Origin of the sequence: Roseibium sp. Sym1 (assembly GCF_027359675.1) — a bacterium.
Taxonomy (GTDB): Bacteria; Pseudomonadota; Alphaproteobacteria; order Rhizobiales; family Stappiaceae; genus Roseibium.
Window position 1 is genome coordinate 4,127,675 of sequence record NZ_CP114786.1, and the last position, 14,133, is coordinate 4,141,807.

Consider the following 14,133-nt stretch of genomic DNA (forward strand, 5'->3'; position numbering starts at 1 on the left):
GGCGGGAGGAAGGCTAGCATGAAAGCGATCGGGCTGCTTGGCGGAATGAGCTGGGAAAGCACCGCCGTCTATTATCGGCATCTCAACCGCATGGCGCGTGAACGCCTAGGCGGACTGCACTCGGCCAGATGCCTGATCTGGTCATTCGATTTTGCCGAGATCGAGGCCGCGCAGGCGACCGGCGACTGGGACGGGGCGACGGAGATGATGGTCGTGGCGGCGCGAAACCTTGAACGGGGCGGGGCGGAATGTCTGGTCATCTGCACCAACACCATGCACAAGATGGCAGGCGAGGTTGAGGCCGCCGTCGGAATCCCGCTTCTTCACATTGGCGATGCAACCGGGCCGGCGATCCGGGAAGCGGGCTGCAATGCGCCGCTGCTGCTCGCCACCGCGTACACCATGGAGCAGGATTTCTACAAGGGGCACCTGCGCGACCGGCACGGTATCGAGGTGCGCATACCCGGATCCGACGACCGGGACGAGGTGCATCGCATCATCTACGAGGAGCTCTGCCGCGGAGAGACCTGGGCCGACAGCAAGCAGACCTTTCTGGACGTGGTGCAGACCGAGGCAGAAAAAGGCGCCGACGGCGTCATCTTCGGCTGCACGGAAATCGGCCTCCTGGTGGCGGCGGACGATTTCGATATGCCCGTCTTCGACACCACGGTGCTGCATGCGCGAGCCGCACTCGACTTCGCCCTGGCGAAATAGGGAACTTGCCGCCGGCCGTTGCTCTAGCCGTCCCGGCTTCGGGCCGGGATCGGCCTCAGATGGACGAAATCCCGATCAGCCCGGCACGATCGGCTGGACCGGTGTCACCTGTGCTTCCCACAGCGCCTTGAATTCCGGCAGGCCGAGGGTGGCGAGCGTCTCGTGGTTCGGGCCCAGGATTTCGTAGATCATCCCGTCAGTGCCGCGATTGCTGAACCAGGCGATGCAGTCGACGTCGCCGCCGCCCTCCGTGTGGGGGGCTCCGCCGGCCGGCTTTTCCACGAAACTCGCCGTCGGGCGGATTTCGGTCAGGGCGCCTTCCTCGTCGTAGAGCCGCAGTTCACCCTGAATAATGAAGGTGCTGTAGTCCGCGTGGTGCCGGTGTAGCACGATGCGCTGGTTGGCCGCGAACTTCAGAAGAAGGTCGACCACTTTTGCGTCCGGATCGACCCGGAGCACGTGGTACCAGACGTGGTCGATGCCCTCCAGACTGTTCCAGGTGATATTCGACTGGTCGAACGAGCCCGCCGCAGGGACTGCCGCCGACGCCGCGCTGCCGCCGACTGCCACCGCCGCAGCCGCGGTGCCGACGCCGGCGAGACCTTCGCGGCGCGTGATTTTCCTGTCTGTCATGATTACCTCCCATCGCGAAGACAACCGATATGTTTCGCCGGTCCGTGTTGGCACATCCCGCCTTTGAATTCTTGCCATTTGGTGCCATGCTCGGCATCGGGGAGGTTGAACAATGGCCGGTTACACGCGTGCGAGCGCTCTTGGACCGATCACGGATTTCGTCGAGGCGCGCGGCGGCTCGATCGGGCGGATATTCCGCCGTGTCGACCTGCCTCTTGCTCTTCTGGACAATCCCGACCTTCCGCTTCCCTTGAGCGAGCAGTTCAAGGTGCTGAGCGAAGCGGGGCGCGACATCGGCGACCCGTACTTCGGCGCAGCGCTCGGGCAGCTCGTGAGCATGAACAAGTTGAGCGCCTTCGGTGCCTGGGTGAGCAGTGCACCGACGCTGGCGGGCGCGATCGACCGTTCCGCCCGCGGTCTCAATCGTTTCCTTCAGACCGAGACAGTGTTGCGCTTCCGGATATCGGGAACGAAGGCGCGCTGGTCCATCGAGTTCCTGGATCCCGGGCGCGACGGCAGGTTTCAAAATGAACTCCTGGGTGTCAGCTACCTGATCGACGGCGTGCGCCATTTCGCAGGCAGCGGCTGGTCGCCGTCGCTGATCCGCTCGACCTGCGTCGGCGCGGCGCAGGCCGCGGAGCTGGAGAAGATCTTCCGCGCACCGGTCCGGCACGGCGCGCGGGCATCTGCGGTCGAATTCGATGTGGGGCTGCTTGCGGCGACCGGACGGATGAAGGAGCGTCCCGATTTCGGGTCGGAGCCGCCGATCGCGCCCGACTTCGGCTTGCGGGAAGAGGTGGCGATGCTGTCGTCCATCGCGCTTCTGGAAGGGCATCCGAAAATCGACTGGGTCGCCCGCAAACTGTCTATGAGCCGCCGTTCCCTGCAAAGGGCGCTGGACGCGGAAAGCTGCAGTTTCTCGACCGTTCTCGACGGCCTGATCAAGGACCGGGCGATGGTTCTGCTCCGGTCAGGCAATCGCAGCCTGACCGATATTGCGCTTCAGCTGGGCTACAGCGACGGCGCGCATTTTTCCCGGGCGTTCCGGCGCTGGACCGGAATGGCCCCTTCGCAGTACCGCGCCCGTTCGCAGCGAATTCACGCATGACCGGTGTCATCAGGCCGCCGGTTCCGTCGCCTTGAAGGCCGTCCGTCGCCCGAAGGCTTCCAGCCAAGCCGACAGGTTCGGCGCGCCCTTCAGCAGCAGCCTGCCTTCCTCGGCCTTTCCGAGCAGCGCCAGCATCGGTGCTGCATGGCAGTCGGCAAGGGACGGACGGTCGCCGAGGAGGAAAGGGCCGTCCGCCACCAGCGCCTCCAGCGCCGCCAGAACCGTGCGCGCCGGACCCATGGCCGAGGCGATGGCGACCTCGTCGGCGGCGCCGCCGTCACGGGTCTTCACGACTCGTTCCACATAGATCTCCCAGACCAGTGTCCGGTAGGCATGTGTGTCGAGGATCGAGAGGAACTGTGTCATGCGGGCGCGGCCAAGCGGATCGTCCGGCTGCAGCGGCGGCCCCTCGAAGGCCTCGTCGACGTAACGCAGGATCGCCACGGTCTCGTAAAGCGTGACATCACCACGCTTCATGGCCGGGATCTTGCCGAAAGGCTGAAGCTGCAGGTAATCGGCCGGTGGACCGCCGGGGGCAAAGACATCGATGGGAACGAGCGTGTAATCGATCCCCTTTTCCGCCAGCGCAAGGCGCGCGGAGCGGACATAGACGGAATAGTCGGCACCAAAAAGTTCGATCATGAAGATCCTCCGGTCAATCGGTCCAGTCGAAGGCGGTGACGGGTGTCGGTCAGCCGCCAGACGCTGCCAAAGGTTGCGCCCAGGACACCCAGGCCTGTGGCGCCTCCAAGCAGGAACATGATCAGGAGCTGGTACTTGACCGCTTCCCTCGGGTCGACACCGCTGAGGATCTGCCCGGTCATCATGCCGGGCAACGAGACCACGCCGGTTGCCGCCATGGCGTTGATGATCGGCGTGAAGCCGGAACGGAGCGCCTGACGAACGAATGGACGTGTCGCCTCCCAGCGGGTCTTGCCGAGCAGCAGTTGCGCCTCGACGGCGACCCGTCCACGGACCAGGGCCGTGTGCAGGGTGTCGAGCCCCAGGCTGACCCCGGTCATGGTGTTGCCGAGCACCATGCCGAACAGCGGCAGCGCATATTGCGGCAGCCAGACCGGGTCCGGCCGGATCAGCCCGCCGAGCGCATAGACCGTGACCAGCGTGCCGGCCACCAGCATGGCGGCGGCGCCGAGGCCCGGCCCCCAGAGCCCGGAGAGCCGGCGGTCCTGCCGGGCCCAGATCTCGCGTCCGGCAAAGCCGAGCATCACCGCCGCGGCCAGAAGGGTCCAGAAAACGGATCCGGCAATGAATATCGCCTTCAGGAAAAGGCCTACGAGGATCAGTTGCACCGTCATGCGCAGGGCGGAGACGATCAGGGTGCGGGTCAGGCCCAGATCGAGAACGATCGAAAACACCGCGTTCAGGACCAGGAACACCGAGGCGGCCACCAGGTCCCAGTAGGACAAGGCAAGATAACCGGTCACGGTGCGGCCTCCCAAGGGGCGCGGGCCGACAGCTTGCCGGACGTCATTTCGAATTCACGTGCGCCGAGACGCTTCGGCTGGTCCGGGTCATGGGTGACCAGCAGGACGGCGCATCCGGTCTGGAGCCTTTCCCTCAGGAGATCTTCCACCTGGGCGACGGAAGGCGGGTCGAGTGCCGAGGTCGGTTCATCGAGAAGCAGCACCTCGGGCTCGTTCTCCAGGGCGCGGACAAGGGCAAGGCGCTGGCGCTCACCGGTCGACAGGCGGGAAATTTCCCAGGGAAGCGCGTCGCCCAGGCCGACCGCGGCCAGGCGTTCGGCAAGGCCGTCCCTCTTGTCGAAATGATCCTCGACCCGATCGGCCCACCAGCCGCTTTCCGCGGGCACGTAGGCCACTTTCCGGCGCCAGTCGGGAGCGGACAGGCTGTCACGGGACAGGCCGTCCAGCGTCACCTGACCGGTGCTCTCGTCGAGGTCGGCAATCGCGCGCAGGAACAGGGACTTTCCCGCACCGGACGGGCCGGAAATGGTGCAGCAGGTGCCTGGTGCGATGTCGAGGTCGACCGGACCGATCAGGGGTGTTTTCAAGTCGCGGATCGTCAGCACGCGCGCACTCCTCCAGGTCCGGCGGACATGAGCGTAACGCGGTGAACGGAGGGTGACAATCGGGCACGTCCGCGGGGACACGCCTCCTGCGACATGGCCCTTCGGGAAAAGACGCCCCGGGGTGTCCCCGGGGCGCTGTCTTTACAGATCCGCCATGGCTTTCTGGAGGTTCTCGTCGATCTTGTCGAGAAAGCCGGTCGTGGTCAGCCAGGCCTGGTCGGGGCCGACGAGGAGGGCTAGATCCTTGGTCATGTAGCCGGATTCGACGGTCCGGACGCAGACATTCTCCAGTGTCTTGGCGAATCTTGCCAGCTTGTCGTTGCCGTCGAGCTTGGCCCTGTGGGCCAGGCCGCGGGTCCAGGCGAAGATCGAGGCGATGGAGTTGGTCGAGGTGCTCTCGCCGGCCTGGTGCTGGCGGTAGTGGCGGGTAACCGTGCCATGCGCGGCTTCGGCCTCGACGGTCTTGCCGTCCGGCGTCATCAGGACGGAGGTCATCAGGCCGAGCGAGCCGAAGCCCTGGGCCACCGTGTCGGACTGGACGTCGCCGTCGTAGTTCTTGCAGGCCCAGACATAGCCGCCGGACCATTTCAGTGCGCTGGCGACCATGTCGTCGATCAGCCGGTGCTCGTACCAGATGCCGGCATCAGCGAATTTTTCCTTGAATTCCGCCTCGTAGATTTCCTGGAAGAGGTCCTTGAAACGGCCGTCATAGGCTTTCAGGATCGTGTTCTTGGTGGACAGATAACAGGGCACCTTGCGCTGAAGGGCATAGTTCATCGAGGCCCGGGCGAAGTCGCGGATCGAGTCGTCGAGATTGTACATGGCCATGGCAACGCCCGCCGACGGCGCGTCATAGACTTCCTTCTCGATGACATCGCCGTCTTCGCCGGTGAAGGTGATGGTCAGCTTGCCCTTGCCCGGAAAACGGAAATCGGTGGCGCGGTACTGGTCGCCGAAGGCATGGCGGCCGACGATGATCGGCTGGGTCCAGCCGGGCACGAGGCGCGGCACGTTCTGCATGATGATCGGCTCGCGGAAGATCACGCCGCCGAGGATGTTGCGGATGGTGCCGTTGGGCGAACGGTACATGCGCTTGAGGCCGAATTCCTCGACGCGGGCCTCGTCCGGCGTGATGGTGGCGCACTTGATGCCGACACCGTGTTCCTTGATGGCGTTCGCCGCATCCACCGTGATCTGGTCATCGGTCTCGTCGCGCTTCTGGATCGACAGATCGTAGTAGAGCAGATCGATATCGAGATAGGGATGGATCAGCTTGTCCTTGATAAAGGCCCAGATGATGCGGGTCATCTCGTCGCCGTCGAGTTCAACAACGGGATTGTCGACTTTGATCTTTGCCATGGAAACGCGGCCTCGCGGTCTTTAGGAAACGGAATCAGGCGGAGGAAATCTCTCGGCACCGAGTTGTACCGGATTTCTATTGTGTGCGCTTGTATACAATCAGTCGCGGTGAGGCAAGGGGTGACCGAGCATGCGTTGCCTGTCGCCGTTCGACCTTAGGCTACGGGGTCACTCCGGTGAGCAATGGGACCGCGGCAGGGGAGACAACAGAAAGGACCGGTCTTCCGCGGTCCGGCTGAGCATGGCATCACCGGCATCGCACTGGGTAAAATAAAGATCGCTGCGCAGCTTGACCAGCAGCCGGTCCTGATCGCGTGCCTCGATCTCGAATGTTCCGCCGTCGCATTCGATGGCGCAGGACAGACTGTCTCCGTGAGGCTCGCAGATTGCGTGCTCCTGCCAGGACCTGTCCTGTCCCCGCAGCCAGACATCAAGGCGCAGCACCATGCGCGGAGTGTCGGGATAGGGCTGGAACGGGCTGTCCATTCCCAGCAGTTCCTGTTTTTGCGGAAAATGACTGACGGCCATGTCGATCACCTGTTGACCATGGTGCTGTTGGAGGTGGTCGCTGGAGTAGCTGCGGCCGTAGCAGGTGTTCAGGCTGGAAAAATAGTCTTCAAGCGGAGCGGCGACGGCTTCTCCACCCATCATCATCGATGCCAGCAGGACAACGGCGGTTTTTGCGTTCATCGGATTTCCCCGGGGGCGTTCGAGCTTGACGGTTGCGAGGAGCCGCTCTCAGCAGCTGTGGCTTGGAGACAGGCCGGTTGAAAGAAGGTTGAAGGTCAACACCGGCCGCCCGGCATCGGCTATCGCAAAGGCAAGCCCGGTGTTGTTCACCGACCATGATCCCTTGACCCGCTCACCGGCGGCGTCGCAGCTGCTGCCCAGGTAGTAAACCTGCTTTCCCGACAGGATCCGGCCGGTGAAGCCGTCGCCCGAAGGTTCGAACTTGTAGGTTTCGAGAAGCGAAGTGAACACGTAGCCGTTGGGATTGGACGTGACGGCATAAAGCAGGCCGTCGCTTCCGATCGCGACAAACTCGGTGTCATCCGAATAGGCGGGCAATTCAGCAGCTGTCCAACTGGCCGCCTTTGCGGGCAGACCGGCGGCAAGCAACAGGGAGACAAGCAGGAGGGAGACAGGAAAAAGGATCCGGTTCATGGCAGGAGGCATCTCTCGTGAAAATTGAATTCTGCAAACATTGATCGATTTCAAACACTTGCACAAGTTACGGAAACGATTGACGGAAATCCAGTCTTAACTTTCGGGCAGGGACAGACGGGCAACAGCGTTTTGCCGTCAGGAGGCAGTTCCAGTGCCGGAGCGCTGATGCGCCTGGTATTCCCGGATTTCCTGAGCGTGCGGTGCCACCAGATCCGCTACGGTCACTTTCTGCAATTCCGCTTGAAACGTGGTTCGCGCGGCTTCCAGCGCCATTGATGTTGCCGCGTTTGCCGCCCGTTCCAGCAGGCAGTCCGGCGCGTCGCCCGATGGGCCGACGGCGAAGAGCTGCGGTGCGCCGAGCGCCGCATAGACGGCGGCCAGGGTGATCTCCTTGAGCGGCCTTTCCAGCACCCAGCCGCCGCCGTGCCCCTTGGTGGCGCCGACGAACCCGGCTTCCCTCAGGCCCGCCATGGTGCGGCGGACAAGGGACGGGTTGGTGTTCAGCATCCTGCCGATCTGCTCGGAGGTGACCGGCTCCCGGATCTGCTCCAGGTGCAGAAGAACGTGAAGCACGCGGGGCAGGCGGCTGTCGGTGCGCATGGTTGATTCCCTTTTTCCCGATCATAGCGGCCTGACTGTTATGTGACAAATAAAGGCACATGAGATTGACCGGCCGAGATTCGTAACTTAAGAAGTAACAAATTAGGTTTCGCGATCTCAGGAGATTTTGAAATGACGCTCGCACGTGCCGGCGCTGCCCGGGAAGGCGGCAACCGTTGGACGGCGCTTGCCGCGCTCTATCTCGCCATGTTCATGAACATTCTCGACATTTCCGTCGTCAATCTGGCCCTGCCGGTCATCAGGGCCGATCTCGGGGCCAGCGATACCGAGCTGGAATGGGTGCTGGTCATCTATGTGCTGACCTTCGCCGCCGGCCTTCTCCCCTTCGGCCGCTTTGGCGATGTTCTTGGCCGCGGCCGGCTGTTCTGCCTGGGCGTTGCCGGCTTCACCGTGAGTTCTCTCGCCTGTGGTCTTGCGCCGGACACAACAACCCTGATCGCCAGCCGCGGGACCCAGGGGCTGAGCGCGGCAATGATGGTGCCCCAGGTGCTTGCCATCGTGCATGTGGTGTTCGCGGAGGAGGAAAAAGGCAGGGCGATCGGCCTGTTCGGGTCCGTCAGCGCGCTCGGGGCCGTGGCCGGGCCCCTGGTTGGCGGGGTGCTGGTCTGGGCGGATCTTTTCGGCCTCGGCTGGCGGCCGATCTTCCTGATCAATCTCCCGATCGGTCTTGTCTCGTTATACGGTGCGCTGCGGTTCCTGCCGGATCTTCGGAACGAGACCAGCCTGAAACCGGACTGGGCGGGAACCTTCCTGTTCGCGCTGGCGGTAGTGGCTCTGGTGTTCCCGCTGGTCGAGGGGCGGCAGTTCGGCTGGCCGGTCTGGTGCTTCGCACTGATCGGCCTCAGCGCCGGTCTGACGGTCCTGTTTCACCTGGTCCAGCGCCGGAACGCTAATCAGGGCCTGCCGCAATTGCTGCCTGTCGCGTTGACGGGGGACAAAGCCTTCCTGGCTGGCGTGCTGTTCGTCGCAGCCTTTTTTTCCGCCATGGCCGGAGTGTTCTTCATGATGGCGGTTTTCCTTCAGGCCGGGCTCGGACTGACGCCGCTCTTTGCCGGCCTGATCCTGGCGCCGCATCCTGTCGGCGTCATCGTGGCGTCGGCATATTCGGGACGGTTCGGTAGCCGCTGGTTTTCCGGACGGATCGTAGCGAGCACGCTGATGGTGCTTTGCGCCCTGGTGGCGATCCGGTTTGTCGTCCTGTCGGACCGTGCGCCCGAGACCTTGCTGCTGCCTTTCCTGCTCCTGGGACTCGGTGTCGGCACCGGCATTCCCGCGCTGTTCCAGATGGTTCTGTCACGGGTTGGCGGCGTTGACGCCGGTGCCGGGTCAGGGGTGCTGCAGGCCTTCCAGCAGGTGGGCATGGCCTTTGGGATCGCCATCCAGGGGCAGATCTTCTTTCAAATGCTGGGGGCGGACATGAGCGAAGCTTCGTTCCGGCAGGCGGCACAGGCGACGCTGGTCTATCCAATCGGTGTCCTGGCCGCACTGTTCTGCCTGACTGTCGCCAGGTGGAGCCGGTTCCGCTTTTGGCACGATTGAGACCAAAGCCAAGATATTCGTCCGGAGTTGAGCCGAAGGTCCTTTCGAAGGATCGCCACCGGTTTGGGCCAAGCCGGAGGTCCCTCGAGGCACGTGTGAACGCGCCTCGGGATGTGGGTGAAATGGCGGCCGTCTCCGGTCGACAAGCCGCCGGGGATTTCTCCCGCCGGGAGAGGGGCTGCGTCACGCACGGGAAAGCCCGTTGCCTGGAACCGGGGTGCCTATTGCGCGGCGAAACCCTGCTTCAGCTTGACGATGACCCGGACAACCGCTTGCGGATTGCGGCGATCGTCTTCCGGATTGTGATAGCTCAGCACGATGCTGGCGCCGGGGGCGTCGAAGCGCGTTTCCGGGTTTTCCAGGGCGGCGCTCTGCTGCTGATGCAGGTCGAGCGCGGTGATGCCGAAAAGGACGGCGCATTCCTCGACGGTCGTGCGCGGGTTCTCGTAGGTGTCCCGGCTGAGGGCCTGATAGCCCTGGGCCCTGAGGCTGGTGGTGGTCGGGACGGTCCCCTTGGACGGGTGATCGGAGCGCAGCGGCATGGCAGCCTTCGTGATGGTGTCGGGAACCTGCAGGAGCCTTCGAATGGTAAACCGCACTTCCGCCAGCGGGCAATTGACCGTGTGCGGATAGCAGTCGTGGTAATAGGCATTCACCAGAGAGGCACGCAGGTTCTGTTCGCTCAGCCAACTGGCGCCCATGCCGGAATAATGCCGTGTGCCGAGCATGTCCTTGCCCATGTACATGGCATTGAGACCCTGCCAGAAGCCGTCCGGCGCCCATTCGAGATAGTCGTCCTTGTTCTTGAAATACATGTAGTCGCCGGGAATCGGCGGATCCTGCAGCGAGGCTTTCTGCGCCATGAAGTCCGTGGCCGGGTTGTCGGTCCAGGGACCGACCAGCATGGTGCCGAATTCGGCCGCCAGCTTGCTGAAGCCGTCCGCACCAAGACCGTTCAACAGCCCCCAGAAGACCGTCAGCTGAAAGGCTCCCGCGCATTCGCCGCGGAAAGGCAGCGTGTGACCCTCCGCCGGTGTGATGGCCGCGAGACTGTCCGTATCGGCGACCTGCTGCCAGGCGGCGTCCGTGCCGCCGGGCGTGATGAATTCCCAGTATTTGGAGACGCGGCTGTCGCCGGTCGTGCCGAGCCGCGGCTCGGGACCCGCGACCGGGTCGTAATAGTCGCAGTCGTAGACACCGGAAGTCAGCGCCGTCATGGAAGCGATGGCACCGAGGCGGAACAGCAGGTTTTCCCAGAAATGCTGCAGCGACGGGAAGGAAATCGGCAGGCTTGCAGCTGCCGAGGCGACGATGATTTCATCGGCCAGCCGGCCGTGAACAACGTCTTCCCGGTCTTTTCCGGCCAGCTCGACCAGATTCTTCTTGAGGGTTTCAGTGTCACGGACCGGCGTGCCTGCGATCAGGAGACCGCGCCCGGAAAGCGCTTCATTCGTCATGTTGCCCCACCCAATGTGCTGAAAAGAGACCCGCCCGGTGACTGCCGTCAGCGGACAGGGGTCATTCCGTAGATGTATTGTCAATTTATACAGCTATTGATTTAAAAAGCGTGACTATTGCGGGAAGTTGCCGCCGCCTTCAATCGCGGTTTTTCGGGTTCTGGCCAGATGCAACCAGTTGCCGGTCCGCAGGGCCATGCGTTCCGATTTGTCCAGAAGCGTGCGGGCCCGGTGCCGCGCTTGCGGGTGCACAGCCCTGGTTGCCAGGGCGGACAGGCGCAACAGTTCCGCATCGAAGTAGCGTTCACCGGAGCGCAGCGTGAAGCGGCGGACCGACATCAGCTCGCGCAGGGCTTCCTGCGGGGTGTTCCGGTGAAGGCGTGCCTCGGCAATCCAGGCCTCGGCATAGGGGCGCGCAAGAACGGCGCCCGTGGACAGGTAGGACTTCAGGCCGGCGGCCATCAGGCGCATTCCGGACTTGTCACCGGCGACCGCTCGGGCGCGTCCCAGGTTGATTTCCGCCTGGGCCATCTGTTGCGCGAAGCCTTCCCGCCGGCTGAGATCCGCGGCAGTCAGGGCATGGCGTTCCGCTTCCGGACCGTCACCGAGGAAATTGTAGGCGGTCGCCATGAAACAGCTGGAAAAGGCCCGGCAAAACGCGTGATCCGAGAGCAGGGAAGCGGTTTCGAGGGACAGGCAATTGTCCCGAAGGCTGTCGGGCCGGTCCATTAGCGCGTAACACCAGCTCAAGTAGGACCTGGCGAGAATGCCGAGGTCCAGGCTGTACCGGGTGACCATCTCGTCGAAATCGGCCAGCTGTGAAGCCTCGACGGCGGCCAGCATCGAGCGTTCCGCTTCCTCCAGAGCGCCGATATAGAAGGCGCCGACACCAGCCATATAGTGCCCTGCCGTTACCTCGATCGGGTCCTGACGCACCATGGCGTGGCGTAGGAACTCGTCGCTGAGCTGTTTGGCAAAGCCGACCTCGGCCTTGACCATGTGGGCGCCCCACACGCCCCAGAGCATCTGCAGGACTTCTGCCGAGCCTGTTTCCATGGAGGTCAGCGAGCGGGCCTTTGAATAGACCTCGCGGACTTCCTTCGAGGCAAAGCCGTGCTTGGCGATCAGCTGCGGTCCGAGCAGCAGCAGGAAGCGGTTGACGGCCAGCTCACGGTCCCTGGTGTCGTTGATTTCCTGTGCCAGTTCAAGCGCCTTGCCGAAGTAGCGTCCGGCGTCCCTGTGGGCGGCGACGCGGACGGCGTCCATACCGGCAATTTCCAGGAATTTCAGGGCTGCCGCGGTGTTGCCGCCGCGCTCGAAATGGCGTGCGATCACTTCCGCGGCGACGGGTGGGTAACTCTCCGGGTTTTCCGTGAGGGCAACAGCGATTTCCCGGTGATAGCGGCTGCGCCTGTGAGGGGCGATGGACTGATAGGCCAGCTCCAGCACGAGGCTGTGCTTGAATTCGAACAGGCCATCTTCAAAGGGGCCCTTGCGATAGATCAGATTGGCGCGCTGCAGGGCCGTCAGCTGTTTTTTCAGCCGGTCCGCGGAGAGACCTGACAGGTCCCTCAAAAGTGCCGCATCGAACTCGCGACCGATGACCGCTGCCTGCAGCAGCAGATCCTTCGCCTCGCCAAGGTGCGACAGCCTTGCCGCAAGGGTCTCGCGCAGGGAAACGGGCACGCGGGCCGAGGCGGTATCGCCCGGGCCGCAGTCGGCGGCATTGAACATCAGCTGTTCCAGGAACAGCGGAATGCCGTCCGACCGTTTGACGATCTGCTCGAAATACGCGTCGCTCATGTCATCGGGCCGAAGCAGGGCCGCCAGCTTGCGGGTCTGGTTTTCCTGGAGCTGACCGATCCGGCAGGTCAGCTTGACGGCGCCGGTCAGGTCAATTGCGCACTTGCCTGGCCGCATGCTGACGAGCGTCATGACCCTGTTTCTGCCAAGCGACTTGTGGAGTAGGGCAATCGATTCAAGAGTGCTGATGTCCATCCAGTGGGCATCCTCGTAGACAAGGATGACCGGATGAATTTCCGCGAGCTTCCGGATGCAGGCAACGAGGGTATCGTTCGGGGCGTCAACATCCGCGTCCGGCTGGGACGGGTGACTTTCGAGGCCGCCCGCCTTCAGGAGCGCGCTCAGGTTGGCCTTGTCGCGGCGGCTGTCCAGTCCAAGGTCCGCGAGCAACTGCTCAACCACGGTGTTGAGCAGCATGGGGCTCTGGAAGCCTTTCAGACCGAGAAACTTGTAGAGACCCTGTGCGACCGGATAAAAGGGCGTCCGCCGATGGTGCACGGATCCGAAGAAATTCAGTATCAGGGGGTGATCGGTCCGCGCTGTCTGTTGAAAGGCGCGTATCAGGCTGGATTTTCCGATACCCGGTTCGCCGACAAGCATGACGGATTGTGAAATCCCGGACTTGGCGCCTTCCCAGCAGATCTGCAGCGTGCCCAGTTCATTGCTCCGGCCGGTGAGCGGAACAGGCTCCTTGCCCCGGTCAGCGCTTTCATTGCGGGCCGTGGGCGGCACCGCGGGCGAAACCTCGAAGACGGTTTCCGTTCCGTCGCGCAGCTGCACTTTCCTGGCCATGAAGTCGCTTCGAAACAGGGCATGGGCTTCCGGGGAGATCAGCAGCACACCTTGCGGCGCTTCCTGTTCCAGCCGGATCGCGTTCTCAACCGCTGCGCCCGTCACCGAGACCGGTGCCATGTTTGGGCCGTCTTCCACGACAACGTTGCCTTCTCCGCTGGCGATGCCGCAGCGCAGCCGAACCGGCTGGTCGTACCCGTCGCGCCCGAAGGTTCGCAGGATCTTTTGTGCCGCCAGCACAGCGCGTTCCGCGTCCATCTCGTGGAGCGTCGGTACGCCGAATACCAGAACCTTCGGCCCGCTGGAGCGGATCACAAGTTTGCCGCCGAATTCCGAAGCGGCAATGGCGCACGCCGTACCGAGCCTGCCGTTGAGAAAGGCGAGTTCCTCTTCCGACAACTGCGCCGCCAGGGCGTCCGGATCGTCAAACCCGATAACCGCAACCGTCAGTGCCGCATGGAAGCTGGAGGCGGACGCGTGATTGATGTCTTCCACGTTCCCCGACAACGGTACCGGCCCCTGGCCGTTCCCGGCCCCGGTCGGTTCGTTGTCGCCAACAACCAAATTGGCAGGAGTTGAGTTCATCGACACCCCGGAGTTTGCCCCATCGCACCAGCGCGCAGTATCTGGCTACAAGATACTTGAATCAATCTAAAGTTGTCATGCTCCAACAACATACAAAATTCATTACCAACCGGCTAACACTGTTAAAAATACGTGGTGCGACCGCTGGAAGATTTCGGCACGCTGCTCCTGACACTTTCTGTTCGGACCCCGGCGGATTCGACAGGCGGACAACGGGTGGGGCATGAAAAAGCAGTCCGGTAAAGCGTTGGGAGAGGCGTTTTTGCCGAATTAAACTATATTGCGTAATTATGTCCTCGTTTAAA

Annotated in this window: 13 protein-coding genes; 3 read left to right on the top strand and 10 right to left on the bottom strand. The window is 63.1% G+C overall.

Features of this window, described 5'->3' with window-relative positions:
- Positions 1 to 18: 18 nt before the first annotated feature.
- Complete coding sequence (locus O6760_RS18710; protein WP_269581227.1) at positions 19 to 714, top strand: aspartate/glutamate racemase family protein; 696 nt, start codon at positions 19 to 21, stop codon at positions 712 to 714.
- Positions 715 to 789: 75 nt separating this feature from the next.
- On the opposite strand, the gene O6760_RS18715 is transcribed toward O6760_RS18710, so the two are convergent.
- Entirely contained in the window at positions 790 to 1,347 is a 558-nt protein-coding gene (locus O6760_RS18715) for a cupin domain-containing protein (RefSeq protein WP_269581228.1), read from the bottom strand.
- 112 nt (positions 1,348 to 1,459) lie between these two features.
- On the opposite strand from O6760_RS18715, the gene O6760_RS18720 reads away from it, so the two are divergent.
- Positions 1,460 to 2,455: an AraC family transcriptional regulator gene (locus O6760_RS18720; protein ID WP_269581229.1), complete on the top strand. Its 996-nt coding sequence runs from the start codon at positions 1,460 to 1,462 to the stop codon at positions 2,453 to 2,455.
- Positions 2,456 to 2,464: 9 nt separating this feature from the next.
- On the opposite strand, the gene O6760_RS18725 is transcribed toward O6760_RS18720, so the two are convergent.
- The 7 genes from O6760_RS18725 to O6760_RS18755 form a co-directional block, all read right to left on the bottom strand.
- Complete coding sequence (locus tag O6760_RS18725; protein ID WP_269581230.1) at positions 2,465 to 3,097, bottom strand: glutathione S-transferase family protein; 633 nt, start codon at positions 3,095 to 3,097, stop codon at positions 2,465 to 2,467.
- The gene (locus O6760_RS18730; RefSeq protein ID WP_269581231.1) at positions 3,094 to 3,900 is read right to left on the bottom strand and encodes an ABC transporter permease; all 807 of its coding nucleotides are present in this window, start codon (positions 3,898 to 3,900) and stop codon (positions 3,094 to 3,096) included. Before O6760_RS18730 ends, O6760_RS18725 begins: the two co-directional genes overlap by 4 nt.
- A complete protein-coding gene (locus O6760_RS18735; protein WP_269581232.1) occupies positions 3,897 to 4,505 on the bottom strand; it encodes an ABC transporter ATP-binding protein in 609 nt (202 codons plus the stop codon). Before O6760_RS18735 ends, O6760_RS18730 begins: the two co-directional genes overlap by 4 nt.
- Positions 4,506 to 4,646: 141 nt before the next feature.
- Entirely contained in the window at positions 4,647 to 5,864 is a 1,218-nt protein-coding gene (locus O6760_RS18740) for an NADP-dependent isocitrate dehydrogenase (RefSeq protein ID WP_269581233.1), read from the bottom strand.
- Between the two features lie 168 nt (positions 5,865 to 6,032).
- On the bottom strand, positions 6,033 to 6,554 hold the full coding sequence (locus O6760_RS18745; protein ID WP_269581234.1) for a hypothetical protein: 522 nt from the start codon (positions 6,552 to 6,554) through the stop codon (positions 6,033 to 6,035).
- A 48-nt stretch (positions 6,555 to 6,602) separates the two neighbouring features.
- The gene (locus O6760_RS18750; RefSeq protein ID WP_269581235.1) at positions 6,603 to 7,028 is read right to left on the bottom strand and encodes a hypothetical protein; all 426 of its coding nucleotides are present in this window, start codon (positions 7,026 to 7,028) and stop codon (positions 6,603 to 6,605) included.
- A 138-nt stretch (positions 7,029 to 7,166) separates the two neighbouring features.
- Complete coding sequence (locus O6760_RS18755) at positions 7,167 to 7,631, bottom strand: Rrf2 family transcriptional regulator (protein WP_269581236.1); 465 nt, start codon at positions 7,629 to 7,631, stop codon at positions 7,167 to 7,169.
- Positions 7,632 to 7,763: 132 nt separating this feature from the next.
- Here O6760_RS18755 and O6760_RS18760 point away from each other — a divergent pair, with 132 nt between their 5' ends.
- The gene (locus O6760_RS18760) at positions 7,764 to 9,191 is read left to right on the top strand and encodes an MFS transporter (RefSeq protein WP_269581237.1); all 1,428 of its coding nucleotides are present in this window, start codon (positions 7,764 to 7,766) and stop codon (positions 9,189 to 9,191) included.
- 221 nt (positions 9,192 to 9,412) lie between these two features.
- Here O6760_RS18760 and O6760_RS18765 read toward each other — a convergent pair whose 3' ends face one another.
- Positions 9,413 to 10,648, bottom strand: coding sequence for a hypothetical protein (locus tag O6760_RS18765; RefSeq protein ID WP_269581238.1), 1,236 nt, complete (start codon positions 10,646 to 10,648; stop codon positions 9,413 to 9,415).
- Between the two features lie 114 nt (positions 10,649 to 10,762).
- Positions 10,763 to 13,828, bottom strand: a complete 3,066-nt coding sequence (locus O6760_RS18770; RefSeq protein WP_269581239.1) for an ATP-binding protein — start codon at positions 13,826 to 13,828, stop codon at positions 10,763 to 10,765.
- Positions 13,829 to 14,133: the final 305 nt, after the last annotated feature.

What these genes read in the sequence shown, in the direction of transcription:
- O6760_RS18710 (WP_269581227.1), top strand. Translation starts at nt 19, where the DNA reads ATGAAAGCGATCGGGCTGCTTGGCGGAATGAGCTGGGAAAGCACCGCC.
- O6760_RS18715 (WP_269581228.1), bottom strand. Translation starts at nt 1,347, where the DNA reads ATGACAGACAGGAAAATCACGCGCCGCGAAGGTCTCGCCGGCGTCGGC.
- O6760_RS18720 (WP_269581229.1), top strand. Translation starts at nt 1,460, where the DNA reads ATGGCCGGTTACACGCGTGCGAGCGCTCTTGGACCGATCACGGATTTC.
- O6760_RS18725 (WP_269581230.1), bottom strand. Translation starts at nt 3,097, where the DNA reads ATGATCGAACTTTTTGGTGCCGACTATTCCGTCTATGTCCGCTCCGCG.
- O6760_RS18740 (WP_269581233.1), bottom strand. Translation starts at nt 5,864, where the DNA reads ATGGCAAAGATCAAAGTCGACAATCCCGTTGTTGAACTCGACGGCGAC.
- O6760_RS18745 (WP_269581234.1), bottom strand. Translation starts at nt 6,554, where the DNA reads ATGAACGCAAAAACCGCCGTTGTCCTGCTGGCATCGATGATGATGGGT.
- O6760_RS18750 (WP_269581235.1), bottom strand. Translation starts at nt 7,028, where the DNA reads ATGAACCGGATCCTTTTTCCTGTCTCCCTCCTGCTTGTCTCCCTGTTG.
- O6760_RS18755 (WP_269581236.1), bottom strand. Translation starts at nt 7,631, where the DNA reads ATGCGCACCGACAGCCGCCTGCCCCGCGTGCTTCACGTTCTTCTGCAC.
- O6760_RS18760 (WP_269581237.1), top strand. Translation starts at nt 7,764, where the DNA reads ATGACGCTCGCACGTGCCGGCGCTGCCCGGGAAGGCGGCAACCGTTGG.
- O6760_RS18765 (WP_269581238.1), bottom strand. Translation starts at nt 10,648, where the DNA reads ATGACGAATGAAGCGCTTTCCGGGCGCGGTCTCCTGATCGCAGGCACG.
- O6760_RS18770 (WP_269581239.1), bottom strand. Translation starts at nt 13,828, where the DNA reads ATGAACTCAACTCCTGCCAATTTGGTTGTTGGCGACAACGAACCGACC.